Raw genomic sequence first — 18,602 nt, 5'->3', positions numbered from 1 at the left:
CATCGGGCTCAGCAGTGCGGCGCCTCGCGCCGCCGCCGAGCGAAGCGAGGTGGCGGCGTGAGTGACCTGCTGGCCGGGGCGGTCGAGGCCGCCGCCGGGCTCTCCGTGCACGGGGCCGACACCGTCGACAAGTCGGCGCCCGCCTCCACCCGGGAGGCGCTGGTCGGTGCCGGCGTGCCGGGCAAGCTGGCCGCGAAGGACCCGACCCTGTGGGGCCCGGACGCCGAGGCCGAGGCGAAGATCCGCCTCGGCTGGGTGGACACCCACCTGCGCAGCCGGGAACTGCTCCCCCAGCTCGCCGAGCTGAAGGCGGAGCTGGCCGACCTGGACCACGTGGTGCTCGCCGGGATGGGCGGCTCGTCGCTGGCCCCCGAGGTCATCGCCCGCACCCTCGGCAAGCAGCTGACGGTGCTCGACACCACCGACCCGGGACAGGTCCGGGCGGCGCTGGCCGACCGGCTGGAGCGCACCGTGGTGGTGGTGGCCAGCAAGTCCGGCTCGACGGTCGAGACCGACAGCCACCGCCGGGCCTACTGGCAGGCGTTCCTCGACTCGGGGATGACCGAGGCGGAGGCCGGCCGGCACTTCGTGGTCGTCACCGACCCGGGTTCGCCCCTGGAGCAGACCGCCACCGAGATGGGTGCCTTCACCGTGCTCGCCGACCCGAACGTCGGCGGCCGCTACTCCGCGCTGACCGCGTTCGGGCTGGTCCCGTCGGCGCTGGCCGGCGTCGAGGTGGGCGAGCTGCTCGACCAGGCCGACGCGCTGGCGCGGTCGCTGGGCGGGGACCGCGACAACCCGGGCCTGGCGCTCGGCGCGGCGCTCGGCGCGGCGGCCACCATGGGCCGGGACAAGGTCGCCCTGATCTCCGACGGCACCGGCATCGAGGGCCTCGGCGACTGGGCCGAGCAGCTGATCGCCGAGTCCACCGGCAAGGCCGGCGTCGGCATCCTGCCGGTCGTCGTGGAGTCGCCGCAGAGTCCCGGCGCGGCCGGCGACGACGTGCTCACCGTGACCTACGGCGGCGCGTTGCCCGCCGGCGCCGTCCCGGCCGGCGGCGTCGACGCCGACGTGGCGGTCAACGGCCCGCTCGGCGCGCAGTTCCTGGCCTGGGAGTACGCCACCGCGGTCGCCGGCGTGGTGCTGGGCATCGACCCGTTCAACCAGCCCAACGTCACCGAGAGCAAGGAGAACACCAACCGGATCCTCGCCTCGGGTCCGCCGGCGGAGACGCCGTCGTTCACCGAGGGCGCGATCGAGGTGTACGCGCCGCAGGGCGCCCCGGGCGACCTGGCCGGCGTGCTGCGCCTGCTGATCGACGGGGCGGGCGACGACGGCTACCTCGCGGTGATGGCGTACCTCGACCGGTTCGCCGACGCCGACGCGGCCCGGCTGCGGCCGCTGCTGGCCGGCGCCGCAGGCCGTCCGGTCACCTTCGGCTGGGGCCCGCGGTTCCTGCACTCCACCGGCCAGTACCACAAGGGCGGTCCGCAGGTTGGCAGCTACCTCCAGCTCACCGGCGCGGTCGCCGACGACCTGCCGGTGCCGGGGCGGCCGTACACCTTCGGCGAGTTGCAGGCGGCGCAGGCCGCCGGCGACCGGCAGGCACTGGCCGAGCGGGAGCGCCCGGTGGTGCGGCTGCACCTGACCGACCGGTCGGCGGGCGTGGCCCAGCTGCTCGATGTGGCCGGGGCGTTGCGGGCGTGACGATGGGGACCATGGACGACGCGGAGCGAGGAGGCGGCGTGAACCCGCTGCGCGACCCGCAGGACCGCCGGCTGCCGAGGATCCCGGAGTCGTGCGCTCTGGTGATCTTCGGCGTCACCGGTGACCTGGCCCGCAAGAAGCTCCTGCCGGCCGTGTACGACCTGGCGAACCGGGGGCTGCTGCCCCCGGGCTTCGCCGTGCTCGGCTTCGCCCGCCGGGACTGGGGCGACGGGGACTTCGAGTCGCTGGCCCACGAGGCCGCCAAGAAGCACGCCCGCACCCCCTGGCGGGAGGAGGTGTGGGCGCGCCTGGCCGGCAACATCAAGTTCGTCGGCGGCTCGTTCGACGACGACGCCGCGTTCGACCACCTCTCCGAGATGCTGGACGAGCTGCGCCAGACGCACGGCATCCCGGGCAACGCCGCCTTCTACTTCTCCATCCCCCCGGCGGCGTTCCCCGTGGTCCTCAAGCAGTTGGCCCGCACCGGGATGGCCGACAACGCCAAGTCCGGCGGCTGGCGCCGGGTGGTGGTGGAGAAGCCCTTCGGGCACGACCTGCCGTCGGCGAAGGCGCTCAACGACCTGGTCGACGACGTCTTCACCCGCAAGGACGTCTTCCGCATCGACCACTACCTGGGCAAGGAGACCGTCCAGAACATCCTCGCCCTGCGGTTCGCCAACAACCTGTTCGAGCCGCTGTGGAACTCCAAGTACGTCGACTCGGTGCAGATCACCATGGCCGAGGACGTCGGCATCGGCACCCGCGCCGGCTTCTACGACTCGGCCGGCGCGGCCCGCGACGTGTTCCAGAACCACCTGCTCCAGCTGCTGGCGCTGGTGGCGATGGAGGAGCCGACGAGCTTCGACGCCGACGAGATCCGCACGGAGAAGCTCAAGGTGCTCCGGGCGATCACCCTGCCCAAGGACGTCGCCGAGGGCACCGTACGCGGCCAGTACCTGCCCGGCTGGGTGGGCGGCGAGCGTGCCGTCGGGTACCTGGAGGAGGAGGGCGTCCCGGAGGACTCCACCACGGAGACCTACGTGGCCGTCCGGCTCGGCATCCAGAACCGCCGCTGGGCGGAGGTGCCGTTCTACATCCGGGCCGGCAAGCGGCTGCCGCGGCGGGTCACCGAGGTCGCCATCATGTTCAAGCGGGCGCCGCACCTGCCGTTCAACGAGGCCGACATGGAGTCGCTGGGCAACAACCAGCTCGTCATCCGGGTGCAGCCGGACGAGGGCGTCGTGCTCAAGTTCGGCTCCAAGGTGCCCGGCACCACGATGGAGGTCCGCGACATCGCCATGGACTTCCAGTACGGCGAGGCGTTCACCGAGGCCAGCCCCGAGGCGTACGAGCGGCTCGTGCTGGACGTGCTGATCGGCGACCGCACGCTCTTCCCCGACGCCGCCGAGGTCGAGCAGAGCTGGCAGGTGGTGGACCCGCTGGAGCACGCGTGGGCGGGCACCACGCCGGAGCCGTACCGGGCCGGCGAGTGGGGCCCCCGGGCCGCCGACGAGATGCTGGCCCGCGAGGGCCGCGCCTGGCGGCGGGCGTGAGCGCGAGGAGTGAGCCGGTTCTGCGAGCCCCGCAGTCACGAACGAAGGCCAGTGCCGTGAGCAGGCGCAGCGAGCAAACCAGGAGGCTCCAGTGATCGGCCTGTGGGACACCACCGGAAACGAGGTGGTCAAGGCGCTGGCCGCCGAGCGGCGCAGCGCCGGCGGGGTGGCCAGCGGCATGGCGCTCACCCTGATCGTGGTGGTGGACGAGAAGCGGGTCCGCGAGGCGGAGGCGGCGGCGACGATAGCCGCCGCCGCCCACCCCTGCCGGCTGCTGGTGGTGGTCCGCACCGACGTGGAGCGCGAACGCAACCGGCTGGACGCGGAGATCGTCGTCGGCGGCCGGCTCGGCCCGTGCGAGGCGGTGGTCACCCGGATGTACGGGCGGCTGGCCCTGCACGCCGAGTCGGTGGTGATGCCGCTGCTGGTGCCGGACGTACCGGTGGTGACGTGGTGGCACGGCGAGCCGCCGGCCGAGATCTCCACGGACTTCCTCGGCGTGGTGGCCGACCGGCGGATCACCGACAGCGCGCAGGCCGCCGACCCGATCGAGGCGCTGCGCCAGCGGGCCCGGGACTACGCGCCCGGCGACACCGACCTGGCGTGGACCCGGATCACCCCGTGGCGCACCCTCGTGGCGGGGGCCTTCGACACCACCCAGGCCAGGGTGACCGAGGCGACGGTGGTGGCACCGCCGAGCGATCCGACCGCGGCGCTGATGCAGGGGTGGCTGGCCGCGCGACTCGGCATCCAGCCGACGTGGGAGCACAGCGACTCGTCCCCCCGGATGCGGGAGGTGCAGCTGCGCTGCGCCAACGGCGACACGTTGACGCTGACCCGCGACGACAGCGTGGCGACGTTCCGCCGTACCGGCCAGGAGGACCGGCAGCTGCCGCTCGTCCGGCGGCCGCTCGGCGACGAGCTGGCCGAGGAACTGCGCCGGCTCGACGCCGACCAGGTGTACGCGGAGGCGCTGGGTACGGCGGCCGGGCTGACCGACCTCGACCAGCGCCCGCCGCAGCGGGTGCACGTCTGGAAGGATCCGGCCACCGCCCAGCGGGCCGAGGCGGGGGTCACGGCGCACGTGGGTACGAGCGCCGAGCACTGAGCGCCCGACTGTCGGGGGCACCACGGAAGACCGGCCGCGCGGCGGCCGGAGAAACGAAGGCACACAGATGAGTGAGGCGAGTGTCGCCGTCCACGCCGACGCCGACCTGCTGGCCCAGGCGGTGGCCGCCCGGTTGCTGGTCAAGCTGCTCGACGCGCAGGCCGAGCGGGGCCACGCGTCGGTGGTGCTGACCGGCGGGCGGATAGCCGCGGCGGTGCACCGGGCGGTGGCGGCGCTGCCGGCCCGCGACGCCGTCGACTGGTCACGGGTGGACGTCTGGTGGGGCGACGAGCGGTTCCTGCCCGCCGGCGACCCCGAGCGCAACGAGACCCAGGCGCGCGCCACGCTGCTGGGCGCGGTGCCGCTGGACCCGGCGCGGGTGCACCCCATGCCGGCCTCCGACGGCCCGGCCGGGCCGGACCCGGAGGAGGCGGCGGCCCGCTACGCCCAGGAGTTGGCCCGCGCGGCGCGTCCGGGGCACGCCACGCTCCCCCACTTCGACGTGCTGATGCTGGGCGTCGGCGAGGACGGGCACGTCGCCTCGGTCTTCCCCGAGCATCCGGTGCACCACGACAGCCGGCCGGTCAGCGCGGTGCGGGGCAGCCCGAAGCCCCCACCGGTGCGGACCACGCTGACCCTCCCGGCGATCAACACGGCCGAGGAGGTCTGGCTGGTGGCCAGCGGGTCCGACAAGGCTCGGGCGGTCGGCATGGCGCTGGCCGGGGCGGGGCCGGTGCAACTGCCGGCGGCCGGCGTACGGGGCACCGGCCGTACCCTCTGGCTGTTGGACCGGGCGGCGGCGGCCGACGTGCCGGCCCGCCTGCGCAGCCTGCGCTGACCGACGAAGGACCCCTCGTCGCCGCCGAGGCGCGGACGAGGGGTCCTTCGCTGTCCGCCGTGGGCGGGAACGCCGTCTAGCCGGCGGGACGGCCCCGCCGTCGGCGCAGGGCGGCGAGGGCCTCGGCCAGGATGGCCTCGCCCTCCTCGGCGGTGCGCCGCTCCTTCACGTACGCCAGGTGGGTCTTGTACGGCTCGGGCCGGGCGCGGCCCGGCGGGTTCTGCGCGTCCCGGCCGGCCGGCAGGCCGCAGCGCGGGCAGTCCCACACCTGCGGCACCTCGACCTCGGCGGCGAGCCGGATCTCGGTGCGGTGGGCGTTGCGGCACCAGTAGGTCACCGTCCGGCACGGGGCCGGCTGGTGGCGTTGGGCGCGGCGGTCGGGCGCGGACCCGGCCCGGGTGCCCCGGATGACGTTGCCAATGGGCACGGCTGCTCGCTCCTGTCGTCGGAGGGGAACCGCCGCCGGAGGGGCGGCGGGCGACGCGGTGCAGCGGGTGGAACAAACTGCGCGCGGCCCGTCGGTGACGGACCGCGCGCAGATTCTACGACTCGGCGGGCTCAGACCGTGCCGCTGGCCATCTGGAGGCGGAGCCAGAGCCCCAGCCCGACGATGCAGGCGAACCAGACGATGCCCACCAGGACGGTGTAGCGGTCGAGGTTCTTCTCCGCCACCGAGGACCCGGCGAGGCTGGAGCTGACGCCACCGCCGAACATGCTCGACAACCCGCCGCCCTTACCGCGGTGCAGCAGGATCAGCATGGTCAACAGAACGCTCGTGATGACCAGCAACACGATCAACGTGTATGCGAACCAGATCGGCATGGCTGGGGTCAGTCCTCTCGTTACGATCCTCGCCCGGGCAGATCGGGCACGGTGGCACCGACCGACGGACGGGCGGAGTCAAGGATAGCGAGCGATCAGCGGGAGATGTGCTCCGGGAACCGGCAGATCTTCGCGAACTCCTCGGCGTCCAGGCTCGCGCCGCCCACCAACGCCCCGTCGACGTCCGGCTGGGCCATGATCGCCGCGACGTTGGAGGACTTGACCGACCCGCCGTAGAGGACCCGGACCTTGTCGGCGGTGTCCTGACCGAAGGACTCGGCCAGGCGCTGACGGACCGCGCCGCACACCTCCTGGGCGTCCTCGGGGGTGGCCGTCTTGCCCGTGCCGATCGCCCAGACCGGCTCGTAGGCCACCACGACCTTCGCCACCTGCTCGGCGGTCAGCCCCTTCAGGGCGCCGTCGAGCTGGTCGCTGCAGTGCGCCACGTGGGTGCCCTGGTCGCGCACGTCGAGCCCCTCCCCCACGCAGAGGATCGGGGTGAGCCCGTGGGTCAGCGCCGCCTGCACCTTGGCGTTGACGATCGCGTCGTCCTCGTGGTGGTAGGCCCGTCGCTCGGAGTGCCCGATCACCACGTACGTGCAGCCGAGCTTCGCCAGCATCGAGCCGGAGATGTCGCCCGTGTAGGCCCCCGACGCGTGCGGCGAGAGGTCCTGCGCGCCGTAGCCGATGAGCAGCTTGTCGCCGTCGACGGCGGTCTGGACCGTACGCAGGTCGGTGAACGGCGGCAGGACCACCGTCTCGACGTCGGTGAGCTGCTTCTCGGTGAGGCTGGCCGCCAGCTTCTGCACCAGCAGGTTGGCCTCGAGGTGGTTGCAGTTCATCTTCCAGTTGCCGGCCATCAGGGGCCGACGGGTGACGCTCGCCATCAGTTCTCCAGGGCCGCGATGCCGGGGAGGGTCTTGCCCTCCAGGTATTCCAGGGAGGCGCCACCGCCGGTGGAGATGTGCCCGAAGGACGACTCGTCCAGCCCCAGGGCCCGTACCGCCGCCGCGGAGTCACCGCCACCGACGACCGTGAACGCGTCGGCCTTGGCGATCGTCTCGGCGATCCCCCGGGTGCCGTGGGCGAACGCCGGCATCTCGAACACGCCCATCGGGCCGTTCCAGAAGATCGTCCGCGCGCCCTTGAGGGCGACGGCGAAGCCGGCGACCGTCTCCGGCCCGATGTCGAGCCCGACCCGCTTGCTCGGGATGCCGTCGGCCGGCACGGTGTCGTGCGCGGCGTCCGGGGCGAACGCGTCCGCGGCCACCACGTCGACCGGGAGCATGATCTTGCCCTCGGAGCGCTCCAGCAGGGTGCGGCAGGTCTCGACCATCTCCTCCTCCAGCAGCGAGGAGCCCACCTCGTGGCCCTGGGCCTTGAGGAAGGTGAAGCACATGCCGCCGCCGATCAGCAGCCGGTCGACCGTCGGCAGCAGCGCCTCGATCACCGCCAGCTTGTCGGAGACCTTCGAGCCGCCGAGCACCACCACGTACGGGCGCTCCGGCTCGCCGGTCAGCCGGGACAGGACCTCCACCTCGCGCAGCACCAGCCGGCCGGCGACGTGCGGCAGCCGGGCCGGCACGTCGTGCACGCTGGCGTGCTTGCGGTGCACCGCGCCGAACGCGTCGTCGACGTAGGCGTCGCCGAACGCGGCGAGCTGGTCGGCGAAGGCGCCCCGCTCAGCGTCATCCTTGCTGGTCTCGCCGGCGTTGAAGCGCAGGTTCTCCAGCAGCGCGACCTCGCCGTCGGCGAGCGCGTCCACGGTGGAGCGGGCGGACTCGCCGACGGTGTCGGTGGCGAAGTGCACCCGCGTGCCGAGCAGCTCACCGAGCCGCCCGGCGACCGGGCCCAGGCTGAACTGCGGGTCCGGCGCGCCCTTCGGGCGGCCCAGGTGCGAGCAGACGACCACCTTGGCGCCGGCTCCGGTGAGGGCGCTGAGGGTCGGCAGCACGGCCCGGATGCGGCCGTCGTCGGTGATGTCGCCGGTCTGCTTGTCGAGCGGGACGTTCAGGTCGGCGCGCACCAGCACGCGCCGACCCGACACCCCCTCGGCGAGCAGGTCGTCGAGGGTACGGATGCTCACAGCGACTGACCGACCAGCTTGACCAGGTCGACCAGGCGGTTCGAGTAGCCCCACTCGTTGTCGTACCAGCCGACGACCTTGACCTGGTTGCCGACGACCTTGGTCAGCGGCGCGTCGAAGATGCACGACGCCGGGTCGGTGACGATGTCGGCGGAGACGATCGGGTCCTCGTTGTAGACCAGGACGCCCTTGAGCGGCCCCTCGGCGGCGGCCTTCAGCGCGGCGTTGACCTCGTCCACCGTGGTCTCCCGGGCGACGTCGACCGTGAGGTCGGTGGCCGAGCCGGTCGGGATCGGCACGCGCAGCGCGTAGCCGTCCAGCTTGCCCTTGAGCTCCGGCAGCACCAGGCCGATCGCCTTCGCCGCGCCGGTCGAGGTCGGCACGATGTTCAGCGCGGCGGCGCGGGCCCGACGCAGGTCCTTGTGCGGCGCGTCCTGGAGGTTCTGGTCCTGGGTGTACGCGTGGATCGTCGTCATCAGGCCGTGCTGGATGCCGAACGTGTCGTGCAGGACCTTCGCCATCGGCGCCAGGCAGTTGGTGGTGCAGGAGGCGTTCGAGATGATGGTGTGCTTGGCCGGGTCGTACTGGTCGTGGTTGACGCCCATGACGACCGTGACGTCCTCGTTCTTCGCCGGGGCGGAGATGATGACCTTCTTGGCCCCGCCGTCGACGTGCGCCTTCGCCTTGGTGGCGTCGGTGAAGAAGCCGGTGGACTCGATGACGACGTCCGCGCCGACCTCGCCCCACGGCAGCTTCGACGGGTCCTTCTCGGCGTACGCCTTGATGGTCTTGCCACCCACGGTGATCTCGTCGGCGGTGGCCTTCACCTCGTGCGGGAGGCGGCCCAGGATGCTGTCGTACTTGAGCAGGTGGGCGAGCGTCGCGTTGTCGGTCAGGTCGTTGACCGCCACGACCTCGATGTCAGCGCCGGACGCCAGCACTGCCCGGAAGAAGTTGCGGCCGATCCGGCCGAAGCCGTTGATGCCAACCCGGATGGTCACAGGTCCCATCTCCTTGCGTTCTGGTCCGCCGGCGTCAGACCCGGGCCGGCGGAGGTGTGTGCGCCGACCGTTGGAGCCGGCCGTTGACGGTTCATCTCGGCCACCCCGCCGCGGTCTCGAAGGACCTGACCGCCCGAGGCGGTGTGCACGGCGAGGAATGCCTGTGCCGGCCTCCTTGCCGTACGCAGCGACCCTATCCGAGCGTGCGGCGCAGTGCAGCGCCGGGTGGTGACCCCACCGGCACCGCCGACCCGCTCCGTCCTATCAGACCACGAGCATGTCGGGCGTGACGGCCGCTTCCGTATCCGGGATGCCCAGGTCCCGGGCCCGCTTGTCGGCCAGCGCGAGCAACCGGCGGATCCGGCCGGCGATGGCGTCCTTGGTCAACGGCGGGTCGGCCAACGCGCCCAACTCCTCCAGCGAGGCCTGCCGGTGCTCCAGGCGCAGCCGGCCGGCCGAGGTGAGGTGGTTGGGCGCGTCCTCGGCGAGGATCTCCAGCGCCCGGGTCACCCGGGCGGCGGCGGCGACCGCGGCCCGCGCCGAGCGGCGCAGGTTGGCGTCGTCGAAGTTGGCCAGCCGGTTGGCCGTGGCCCGCACCTCGCGGCGTACCCGGCGCTCCTCCCAGGCCAGCACGCTGGAGTGGGCGCCGATCCGGGTGAGCAGCGCGGCGATCGCGTCGCCGTCCTTGACCACCACCCGGTCCACGCCGCGCACCTCGCGGTTCTTGGCGGTGATGCCGATGCGCCGGGCCGCGCCCACCAGGGCCAACGCCGACTCCGGGCCGGGGCAGGTGATCTCCAGCGCACTGGAGCGACCCGGCTCCGTCAGCGAGCCGTGCGCCATGAACGCGCCACGCCACGCCGACACCGCGCAGCAGACGTTCGCGGCCACGACGTGCGGCGGCAGGCCCCGCACCGGGCGTCCCCGCACGTCGAGCAGCCCCGTCTGCCGCGCGAGGGCCTCACCGTCCTTGACCACCCGCACGATGAAGTGGCTGCCCTTGCGCAGGCCACCGGACGCGAGCACGTGGATCTCGCTCGGATAGCCGTAGACCTCCGCGATCTCCCGTCGCAGCCGCCGGGCCACCGCCCCCGTGTCGAGTTCGGCCTCCACCACGACCCGACCGGAGACGATGTGCAGCCCGCCGGCGAAGCGCAGCAGCGCCGCCATCTCCGCCCGCCGGCAGCAGGGCTTGGGCACGTCGACCCGACTCAGCTCGTCCTTGACCGCAGCCGTCATCGCCATTGTGCGTCCCCTCACGGACCTGTTCCGGCGTGTCGCCGGAGATTACGTACGTGTCTAACGATCGGCGCCCAGGACAGGCACCAGTGCGGCGCCCAGGGCGGCCGGATCATGACGGGGAGTGCCGTCGGTGACCGCGACGGGAGCGAGGACCAGGCGGGCACCCAGCGATTCTGCCGCACGTTCGACCGGTTCGGGGTCACCCGCCGCCTTGGAATCGGCGACCACACGGTCGACCCTCAGCTCCGGCAGGTACGCGCGCAGCGCGGCCAGGTGGTCGGCCTGGGAGAGCCCGGAGGTCTCCTTCTCGGCGGCGAGGTTCAACGTGACGAGCCGCCGCGCCGGGCTGGCGACGATGGCGGCGGCGAGCTGCGGCACCAGCAGGTGCGGCAGCACGCTCGTGTACCAGCTGCCCGGCCCGAAGATCAGCCAGTCGGCCGCGCCGATCGCGGCGACCGCCTGCGGGCAGGCCTCCGGCGCGGCCGGGGTGAGCCGCAACGACTCCACCCGACCGGTGGTCACCGCGACCTGATGCTGGCCGGCGACCGTACGCACCTCGTCCGGCCGGCGCGGATCGGCGCCGCGCACCCGCGCCTCGATCCCCACCGGCTCGCACGACATCGGCAGCACCCGGCCCACCGCGCCGAGCATCGCGCCCGCGTGCTCCAGGGCGGCCACCGGGTCGCCGAGCAGCTCCATCAGCCCGCACAGCACCAGGTTGCCCACCGCGTGCCCGGCCAGCCCGCCGTCGCCGTCACCCGCCCGCCCGGTCGCACCGGTACCCGCGCGCCCTCCGCCGACCCCGCCGGCCGTCCCTCCGGCCGGCTTCGGACCGGAAGGGGCCCGCCCGTTACCGGAGACCGCAAGGCGCCCCGCCGATCCGTCCCCGGCGGGAGTCGGGCCGTGGGCGGGCGGCGGCACCTCGGCGAAGCGGTGCTGGAAGAGCCCCGCGCTGCGGCGGGTGGCCGGGTGGTCCCCGGCCAGCGCCACGAGCGCCTGCCGCAGGTCGCCCGGGGGCAGGCCGCCCCGCTCCGCGCGCAGCCGGCCGCTGGAGCCGCCGTCGTCGCCGACGGTGACCACCGCCGTGATGTCCAGGTCCAGCTCCGGGGCGCAGCGGCGCAGGGCACGCAGCGAGGCGGACAGGCCGTGCCCGCCGCCGAACGCGACCACGCGCGTCGCCGTCACTCGCGCCCCAGGTCGCGGTGCTGGGCGTTGGCGGCCAGACCCGAGTGGCGCAGCCGGGCCGCCAGCTCCTCGGCGATGGCCACGCTGCGGTGCTTGCCGCCCGTGCAGCCGACCGCCACGGTCAGGTAGCGCTTGCCCTCCCGCTCGAAGCCGACGGTGGTGGCGTTGACCAGGTCCGCGTACGAGCCGACGAAGGCGTCCGCGCCCTCCTGCCCGAGCACGTACGAGCTGACCGCCTCCTCGCGGCCGGTGTGCTCGCGCAGCTCCGGCACCCAGTACGGATTGGGCAGGAACCGGGCGTCGAGCACGAAGTCGGCGTCGGGCGGCAGGCCGTACTTGAAGCCGAAGGAGAGCACGGTGACGCGCAGCCGGCGGGCGTCCTCGCCGCCGAAGAGCTCCTCGACGCGCCGGCGCAGCTGGTTGACGTTCAGGTGGCTGGTGTCGATGATCACGTCCGCCTGGTCGCGGGCCTCCTCCAGCAGGCCGCGCTCGACCGCGATGCCGTCGGCGAGGCGCCCGTCGCCCTGCAACGGGTGCGAGCGCCGGACGCTCTCGAACCGGCGGATCAGCACCTCGTCGTCGGCGTCGACGAAGACCACCCGGGGCGAGAAGCCGCGCTCCTTGAGCTCCCGGATCGCCCCCGCCAGGTCGGTGGAGAAGGCGCGCGAGCGCACGTCCAGCACCATCGCCGTACGCCGGGCCGCCCCGCCCGCCTTGAACGCCAGCTCGGCCATGTCGAGCATGAGCGCCTGGGGCAGGTTGTCCACCACGTAGAACCCGACGTTCTCCAACGCCCTCGCCACCGTGCTGCGACCGCCGCCGGAGAGACCGGTGACCACCACCAGGGTGGTGTCCGACTCCGCCGGTGTGTGCTGCCCGGTCACCGTCACGCTCCGTTCCTCGGCCGTACGCGCCTCGCTCACCCGCTACCCCCAAGCCGTGGCGCCGCGGCCGGCACCCCCGGCCGCGCGTGGTCAATCAGCGACTCTATCCCGCCACGCCGGGCCGACCGTCGTACGCCCGCGGTGCCGGCCGCCCGGCGCGCCCGGGCCGCTCGCCCGCACCGGCTGTCGGGGGAGGTTCGTAGAATCCCCGGATGGCTTCCCCCACCGACCTGCGCTCCTCCGCCGTCCTGGAGGTGTTGCGCCGGGTCTTCGGCTACGACGCCTTCCGCGGCTTCCAGCAGGAGGTCATCGACCACGTGGTGGCCGGCGGCGACGCGCTGGTCCTGATGCCCACCGGCGGCGGCAAGTCGCTGTGCTACCAGATCCCGGCGCTGGTCCGCGACGGCGTGGCGGTGGTGGTCTCCCCCCTGATCGCGCTGATGCAGGACCAGGTCGACGCGCTGACGGCGGTCGGCGTGCGGGCCGGCTTCCTCAACTCCACCCAGGACCTCGACGCCCGCCGCGCCGTGGAGCGGGCGTTCGTCGCCGGCGAGCTGGACCTGCTCTACCTCGCCCCCGAGGCGCTGGGCACCCGAGGCGTGCAGCAGCTGCTCGACCGGGGCCGCATCGCCCTGTTCGCCATCGACGAGGCGCACTGCGTGTCGCAGTGGGGGCACGACTTCCGCCCCGACTACCTCGCCCTGTCGATGCTGCACGAGCGCTGGCCGGACGTGCCCCGCATCGCGCTCACCGCCACCGCGACCAGCGCGACCCGCGACGAGATCGCCACCCGGCTCAAGCTCGCCGACGCCCGGCACTTCGTGGCCAGCTTCGACCGGCCCAACATCCAGTACCGGATCGTGCCCAAGCGCGAGCCGCGCAAGCAGCTGCTGAGCCTGCTGCGCGACGAGCATCCCGGCGACGCGGGCATCGTCTACTGCCTCTCGCGCGCCTCGGTGGAGAAGACGGCGGACTTCCTGGCCGCCAACGGCGTCGCCGCGCTGCCCTACCACGCGGGCCTGGACGCGGCGACCCGCGCGCGCAACCAGCAGCGCTTCCTGCGCGAGGACGGCCTGGTGATGGTGGCGACCATCGCCTTCGGCATGGGCATCGACAAGCCCGACGTCCGTTTCGTCGCCCACCTCGACCTGCCGAAGTCGGTCGAGGGCTACTACCAGGAGACCGGTCGCGCCGGGCGCGACGGGCTGCCGTCGACCGCCTGGCTGGCGTACGGGCTCCAGGACGTGGTGCAGCAGCGCAAGATGATCGAGACCTCCGACGGGGACCTCGCGCACCGGCGCAACCTCGCGGCCCACCTCGACGCGATGCTCGCCCTCTGCGAGACGGTCCGTTGCCGGCGCGGCCAGCTGCTCGACTACTTCGGCGAGAAGGCGACGGCCGCCTGCGGCAACTGCGACACCTGCCTCACCCCGCCGGAGTCCTGGGACGGCACCGTCGCGGCACAGAAGCTGCTCTCCACGGTCTACCGGCTCGACCGGGAACGCAACCAGCGCTTCGGCGCGGGGCACTGCGTCGACATCCTGCTCGGCCGCGCCACGGACAAGGTCACCCAGTACGGCCACGACTCGCTGACCGTCTTCGGCATCGGCAGCGAGCTGCGCGAGGCCGAGTGGCGCGGCGTGGTGCGGCAACTGCTGGCCGAGGGCCTGCTGGCCGTCGAGGGCGACTACGGCACGCTGGCCCTGACCGAGGCCAGCGCCGAGGTGCTGGGCCGCCGCCGCACGGTCATGATGCGCCGCGAGCCGGAGAAGGTCGCCTCGTCCCGGGCGGCCAAGCCGCGCGGGGCGGCCACCGTCGTCACGGAGCTCTCCCCCACCGCCACCGGGGTCTTCGAGCGGCTGCGCGCCTGGCGGGGAGCCACCGCGAAGGAACAGGGCGTCCCGGCGTACGTGATCTTCCACGACGCCACGCTGCGGCAGATCGCCACCGACGCGCCGACGTCGCTGGCCGAGCTGTCCGCGGTCAGCGGCGTCGGCGAGAACAAGCTCGCGAAGTACGGCGAGCAGATCCTTGCCGTCCTGGCGGAGTGACCACCGGCCGGCGGAGCCAGCCGGCCGGCCCTCGGCGCACGTGAGCCGGGGCGGTGCGGTCAGTCCGCCGCCGGGGCCTTCGCCTCGCCGCCGAGCGCGGCGAGGATCGCCTCGGCGGTGCGCCGGCCCACGCCCGGCACCTCGGTGATCTCCTCCACAGTGGCCGCGGAGAGGCGCTTGAGCGAGCCGAAGTGCCGCAGCAGCGCCTTGCGCCGCACCTCCCCCAGGCCGGGCACCCTGTCCAGCGCCGACTCGGTCATCCGCTTGGAGCGCCGCTGCCGGTGGAAGGTGATGGCGAAGCGGTGCGCCTCGTCGCGTACCCGCTGCAGCAGGTAGAGCCCCTCCGAGGTGCGCGGCAGGATGACCGGGAACTCGTCGTCGGGCAGCCAGACCTCCTCCAGCCGCTTGGCCAGGCCGCACAGCGCCACGTCGTCGATGCCCAGCTCCGCCAGGGCCTGGGCCGCCGCCGCGACCTGCGGCGCACCGCCGTCGACCACCACCAGCTGCGGCGGGTACGCGAACCTGCGCGGCCGGCCGGTGGTCGGGTCGATCAGGGCGCCGACGGTGCGCTCGTCGGACCCGTCGGGCTGAGAGGGCTCGATCGGCGCGGGCTGCCCGGCCGGGGCGACCGGATCGTCGGCCGGCTCGACGCCCGCCTCGCCGGTCTCGGCGCGGGCGTCGAGGTAGCGGGCGAAACGGCGGCGCAGCACCTCGGACATCGCGGAGAGGTCGTCGGTGGCGCCACGGATGATGAAGCGCCGGTATTCGCTCTTGCGCGGCAGCCCGTCCTCGAAGACGACCATGCTCGCCACCACGTCGGTGCCCTGCATCTGCGAGATGTCGAAACACTCGATGCGCAGCGGCGAGGTGCGCATGTCGAGCGCCTCGGTGATCTCGTCGAGCGCCTTGCTCCGGGTGGTCAGGTCGCCGGCCCGGCGCAGCTTGTGCCGGGCGAGGGCGTCCTTGGCGTTGCGCTCGACCGTCTCCAGCAGGGACCGCTTGTCGCCGCGCTGCGGCACCCGCAGGCTCACCCGGCTGCCCCGGTGACCGGAGAGCCAGTCGGCCAGGGCGTCAGCGTCGGCGGGCAGCGCCGGCACGAGCAGCTCGCGGGGCACGTCGGCCTCGCCCTGCTCGCCGCCGTAGACCTGGGTGCAGAAGTGGTGCACCAGGTCGCCCGTGCTCAGCTCCTCGGTCTTCTCCACCACCCAGCCGCGCTGGCCACGGACCCGGCCGTCGCGGACGTGGAAGACCTGCACGGCCGCCTCGAGGGGGTCGTCGGCGAACGCGACCACGTCGGCGTCGGTGCCGTCGCCGAGCACGACGGTCTGCTTCTCCATGGCCCGCCGCAGCGCGGCCACGTCGTCGCGCAACCGGGCCGCCCGCTCGAACTCCAACTGCTCGCTGGCGTCGGTCATCTCCCGCTCCAGCCGGCGCACCATCGTGTCGGTGCGCCCGGCCATGAAGTCGCAGAAGCCGTCGACGATCTCCCGGTGCCGCTCGGGCGTGACGCTGCCGACGCAGGGGGCCGAGCACTTGCCGATGTAGCCGAGCAGGCAGGGGCGGCCGACCTGGCTGGCCCGCTTGAACACCCCGGCCGAGCAGGTGCGCGCCGGGAAGACCCGCAGCAGCAGGTCGAGCGTCTCGCGGATCGCCCAGGCGTGCGAGTAGGGCCCGAAGTAGCGCACCCCCTTGCGCTTGGCGCCCCGCATCACCTGCAACCGGGGGAACTCCTCGTCGAGGGTGACCGCGAGGTAGGGGTAGGACTTGTCGTCGCGGTAGCGGACGTTGAAGCGCGGGTCGTACTGCTTGATCTCCGTGAACTCCTGCTGGAGCGCCTCGACCTCGGTGCCGACGGTGACCCAGTCCACCGACTCGGCGGTGGTGACCATCTGTCGGGTGCGCTCGTGCAGGTTCCAGATGTCGCCAAAGTAGGAGTTGAGCCGGCTGCGCAGGTTCTTCGCCTTGCCGACGTAGATCACCCGGCCGGTGCCGTCGCGGAACCGGTAGACCCCCGGTGACTCCGGGATGGTGCCGGGCGCGGGACGGTAGGTCGAGGGGTCAGCCACGCCAGCAAGCGTAGTCCGAGCCCCCGACAGCCCCCGGGACGCCGGTTCCGCCCCCACGCCGGGGCACGGGGTCGTTGCGGCGCAGGAAGCCGGGCGTCGCGGCGCCGGGGCCCGGGGTGGTTGCGGCACCGGAAGCCGGGTTATTGCGGTGCCGCCGGAGCCGCTCCCGGCTAGCATCCGCCCCTGGCCGGGCAGACGCGAGGGGGCACGGGGGACATGGGCGCACACCCCGGGGGACGCAGCCGAGGGGGCGCGGTCCTCGTGGCGGCGCTCACCGTCGACTCCATCGGCAACGGGCTCTTCCTGCCCCTGTCGCTGGTCTACTTCCTGCGGCTGACCGACGTGCCCCTGGCGCTGCTCGGGGTGCTGCTCAGCGCGGCCACGGTGCTCACCCTGCCGGTACCGCTGTGGGCGGGGTCGCTGGCGGACCGGGTGGGGGCGCTGCCGGTGGTCGTCGCCTCGCAACTGCTCCAGGCGGCCGGCTATCTGGCGTACGCCTGGGTGCGGGGCCCCGTCGGCGTCTTCGTGGCGGCGGCGCTGGTCGCCGTCGGAGTGCGGTTCTTCTGGTCCACCGTCTTCACGGCGGTCGCCGACCACGCCGACGGCAGCCCGGGCGGCTGGACCCGCGACACCTGGTACGCGATCAGCAACGGCGCCCGTACCGCCGGGCTGGCGGTCGGGGGCCTGACCACCGGGGTGGTGGTGGCCGACGGACGGGCGGCGACCTACCGCGCGGTGGCCTACGCGGCGGCGGCCTGCTTCGCCCTCGCCGCGGTGCTGATCGCGGCGTGCGTACGCATCCCGCCGCCCGCCGGTGGGCCGGCGGGATCCGGCCGGGGCGGGTACGCGACGCTGGTCCGGGAGCGCCCGTTCCTCGCCCTCATCGGCCTGAACACCGTCTTCGCGCTGAGCAGCATGATGCTCGGCCTGGCCCTGCCGACGGTGATGCTCACGGACCTGCGGGGTCCCGCGTGGCTGACCTCCGCCGTCCTGGCCGGCAACGCCTTCCTCGTCGCCCTGCTGTCCGCACCCGTCGGCACCCGCCTGCCGCGCCACCGCCGCACCCGCGCGGTCGCGCTGGCGGCGGCCCTGTGGACGGTCTGGGGAGTCGCCATGGCCACCCTCGGTCCGGGGCGCCTCGGCGTGGTGGCCGCGCTGCTGGTCGCGGCGACGCTGCTGTTCACCGTCGCGGAGGTGGTGCACGCGCCGGCCTCCGCCGCGCTGGCCGCCGCCGCCGCACCGGTCGCCGCCCGGGGCCGCTACCTGGCGGCCTTCCAGTACTCGTTCGCCCTCGCCTCGATGGTCGCGCCGGCCTTCTTCGGCACCCTGTACGAGGTCGGCACCGCCGCGCCCTGGCTGGCGCTGGCGCTGCTCAACGCCCTCGGCGTCGTCGGCGTCCTGCTGCTGGAACGGCGCCTGCCGCCCGCCGCCCTGCGCGACCCGCCGCGGGCGGCCGGCGGGCGGCCGAGGGCCGGTGCGAACGCCACGACAGAGTGACCGGGGCCGGCGGCCATGGGGCCGGGGCTGGCGGCCCCGCTCCGCCGGTCAGGCCAGCGAGATCTGGTCGCCGGTGACCTTCACGTTCTTCGGCGGGAGCGGCTTGGTGGCCGGGCCGCCCTTCACCGAGCCGTCCTCGATCGAGAACTTGCTGAAGTGGCAGGTGCAGTTGATGGTGCCGCCGTCGACGTTCGTCACCGGGCAGCCCTGGTGGGTGCAGATGGAGTCGAACCCCTTGAACTCGCCCTCGCGGGGCTGGGTGATCACCACGCCCTGCGCGGGATAGACGGTGCCGCCGCCGACCGGGATGTCGGCCGTACGGGCCAGCGACTGGGCGCCCTCGCGGTCGCCGCCGCCGGCGTCACCGGTGCTGGGCACCGCCGGGCCGCCGCTGGTCGGGGCCGCCCCGTCGCCGGAGTCGTCGCTGCCGCAGGCGGCCAGGACCACCGCCGCGCCGACGGCGCCCGCGCCCGTGAGGAGGGCGCGGCGCGTCCGCGTCGCCGGCCCGGTCAGCCCCTGATCGTCACTCATGCCTCGCCCTTCTCTCGGCTGCCGCCGCCTG

General features: G+C 73.8%; 16 protein-coding genes. 6 read left to right on the top strand and 10 right to left on the bottom strand.

Going from position 1 to position 18,602, the window contains the following annotated elements; all coding sequences use genetic code 11:
* Positions 1-57: 57 nt before the first annotated feature.
* The 4 genes from GA0070610_RS07570 (at position 58) to pgl (ending at position 5,206) form a co-directional block, all read left to right on the top strand.
* On the top strand, positions 58-1,707 hold the full coding sequence (locus tag GA0070610_RS07570; protein ID WP_088999365.1) for a glucose-6-phosphate isomerase: 1,650 nt from the start codon (positions 58-60) through the stop codon (positions 1,705-1,707).
* A gap of 11 nt (positions 1,708-1,718) precedes the next feature.
* Positions 1,719-3,260: a glucose-6-phosphate dehydrogenase gene (gene zwf / locus GA0070610_RS07565; RefSeq protein ID WP_374208799.1), complete on the top strand. Its 1,542-nt coding sequence runs from the start codon at positions 1,719-1,721 to the stop codon at positions 3,258-3,260.
* Positions 3,261-3,351: 91 nt separating this feature from the next.
* Complete coding sequence (locus GA0070610_RS07560; RefSeq protein WP_088999363.1) at positions 3,352-4,368, top strand: glucose-6-phosphate dehydrogenase assembly protein OpcA; 1,017 nt, start codon at positions 3,352-3,354, stop codon at positions 4,366-4,368.
* A 67-nt stretch (positions 4,369-4,435) separates the two neighbouring features.
* Positions 4,436-5,206 carry a 6-phosphogluconolactonase gene (pgl, locus tag GA0070610_RS07555; RefSeq protein ID WP_088999362.1) on the top strand — a complete coding sequence of 257 codons (771 nt, stop codon included), beginning with the start codon at positions 4,436-4,438 and terminating at the stop codon, positions 5,204-5,206.
* 76 nt (positions 5,207-5,282) lie between these two features.
* On the opposite strand, the gene GA0070610_RS07550 is transcribed toward pgl, so the two are convergent.
* From GA0070610_RS07550 to rapZ, 8 genes are all read right to left on the bottom strand, one after another.
* Positions 5,283-5,633 carry an RNA polymerase-binding protein RbpA gene (locus tag GA0070610_RS07550; protein ID WP_088999361.1) on the bottom strand — a complete coding sequence of 117 codons (351 nt, stop codon included), beginning with the start codon at positions 5,631-5,633 and terminating at the stop codon, positions 5,283-5,285.
* Between the two features lie 131 nt (positions 5,634-5,764).
* A complete protein-coding gene (gene secG / locus GA0070610_RS07545; RefSeq protein WP_088999360.1) occupies positions 5,765-6,028 on the bottom strand; it encodes a preprotein translocase subunit SecG in 264 nt (87 codons plus the stop codon).
* A 95-nt stretch (positions 6,029-6,123) separates the two neighbouring features.
* On the bottom strand, positions 6,124-6,915 hold the full coding sequence (gene tpiA, locus GA0070610_RS07540; protein WP_088999359.1) for a triose-phosphate isomerase: 792 nt from the start codon (positions 6,913-6,915) through the stop codon (positions 6,124-6,126).
* Positions 6,915-8,114, bottom strand: a complete 1,200-nt coding sequence (locus GA0070610_RS07535; protein WP_088999358.1) for a phosphoglycerate kinase — start codon at positions 8,112-8,114, stop codon at positions 6,915-6,917. The genes tpiA and GA0070610_RS07535 overlap by 1 nt, the downstream gene beginning before the upstream one ends.
* Complete coding sequence (gene gap, locus GA0070610_RS07530; RefSeq protein WP_088999357.1) at positions 8,111-9,115, bottom strand: type I glyceraldehyde-3-phosphate dehydrogenase; 1,005 nt, start codon at positions 9,113-9,115, stop codon at positions 8,111-8,113. Before gap ends, GA0070610_RS07535 begins: the two co-directional genes overlap by 4 nt.
* A 264-nt stretch (positions 9,116-9,379) precedes the next feature.
* Positions 9,380-10,360: a DNA-binding protein WhiA gene (gene whiA / locus GA0070610_RS07525; protein WP_088999356.1), complete on the bottom strand. Its 981-nt coding sequence runs from the start codon at positions 10,358-10,360 to the stop codon at positions 9,380-9,382.
* 54 nt (positions 10,361-10,414) lie between these two features.
* On the bottom strand, positions 10,415-11,542 hold the full coding sequence (locus GA0070610_RS07520; protein WP_088999355.1) for a gluconeogenesis factor YvcK family protein: 1,128 nt from the start codon (positions 11,540-11,542) through the stop codon (positions 10,415-10,417).
* Positions 11,539-12,426, bottom strand: coding sequence for an RNase adapter RapZ (rapZ, locus tag GA0070610_RS07515; protein ID WP_089003340.1), 888 nt, complete (start codon positions 12,424-12,426; stop codon positions 11,539-11,541). Before rapZ ends, GA0070610_RS07520 begins: the two co-directional genes overlap by 4 nt.
* Positions 12,427-12,638: 212 nt before the next feature.
* Between rapZ and recQ the strand changes: the two genes are divergently transcribed.
* Positions 12,639-14,477 carry a DNA helicase RecQ gene (recQ, locus tag GA0070610_RS07510; protein ID WP_088999354.1) on the top strand — a complete coding sequence of 613 codons (1,839 nt, stop codon included), beginning with the start codon at positions 12,639-12,641 and terminating at the stop codon, positions 14,475-14,477.
* A gap of 59 nt (positions 14,478-14,536) precedes the next feature.
* Here the strand turns inward: recQ and uvrC are convergent, their stop codons facing one another.
* A complete protein-coding gene (uvrC, locus tag GA0070610_RS07505; protein ID WP_088999353.1) occupies positions 14,537-16,543 on the bottom strand; it encodes an excinuclease ABC subunit UvrC in 2,007 nt (668 codons plus the stop codon).
* A 216-nt stretch (positions 16,544-16,759) separates the two neighbouring features.
* Between uvrC and GA0070610_RS07500 the strand changes: the two genes are divergently transcribed.
* Positions 16,760-18,040 (top strand): MFS transporter, encoded by a 1,281-nt coding sequence (locus GA0070610_RS07500; protein ID WP_088999352.1) that lies wholly within the window; start codon positions 16,760-16,762, stop codon positions 18,038-18,040.
* 48 nt (positions 18,041-18,088) lie between these two features.
* Here GA0070610_RS07500 and GA0070610_RS07495 read toward each other — a convergent pair whose 3' ends face one another.
* Entirely contained in the window at positions 18,089-18,571 is a 483-nt protein-coding gene (locus GA0070610_RS07495) for a Rieske (2Fe-2S) protein (RefSeq protein ID WP_088999351.1), read from the bottom strand.
* Positions 18,572-18,602 lie beyond the last annotated feature (31 nt).

The organism is Micromonospora echinofusca (assembly GCF_900091445.1).
GTDB lineage: Bacteria > Actinomycetota > Actinomycetes > Mycobacteriales > Micromonosporaceae > Micromonospora > Micromonospora echinofusca.
This window is presented reverse-complemented; position numbering and strand designations above follow the sequence as displayed.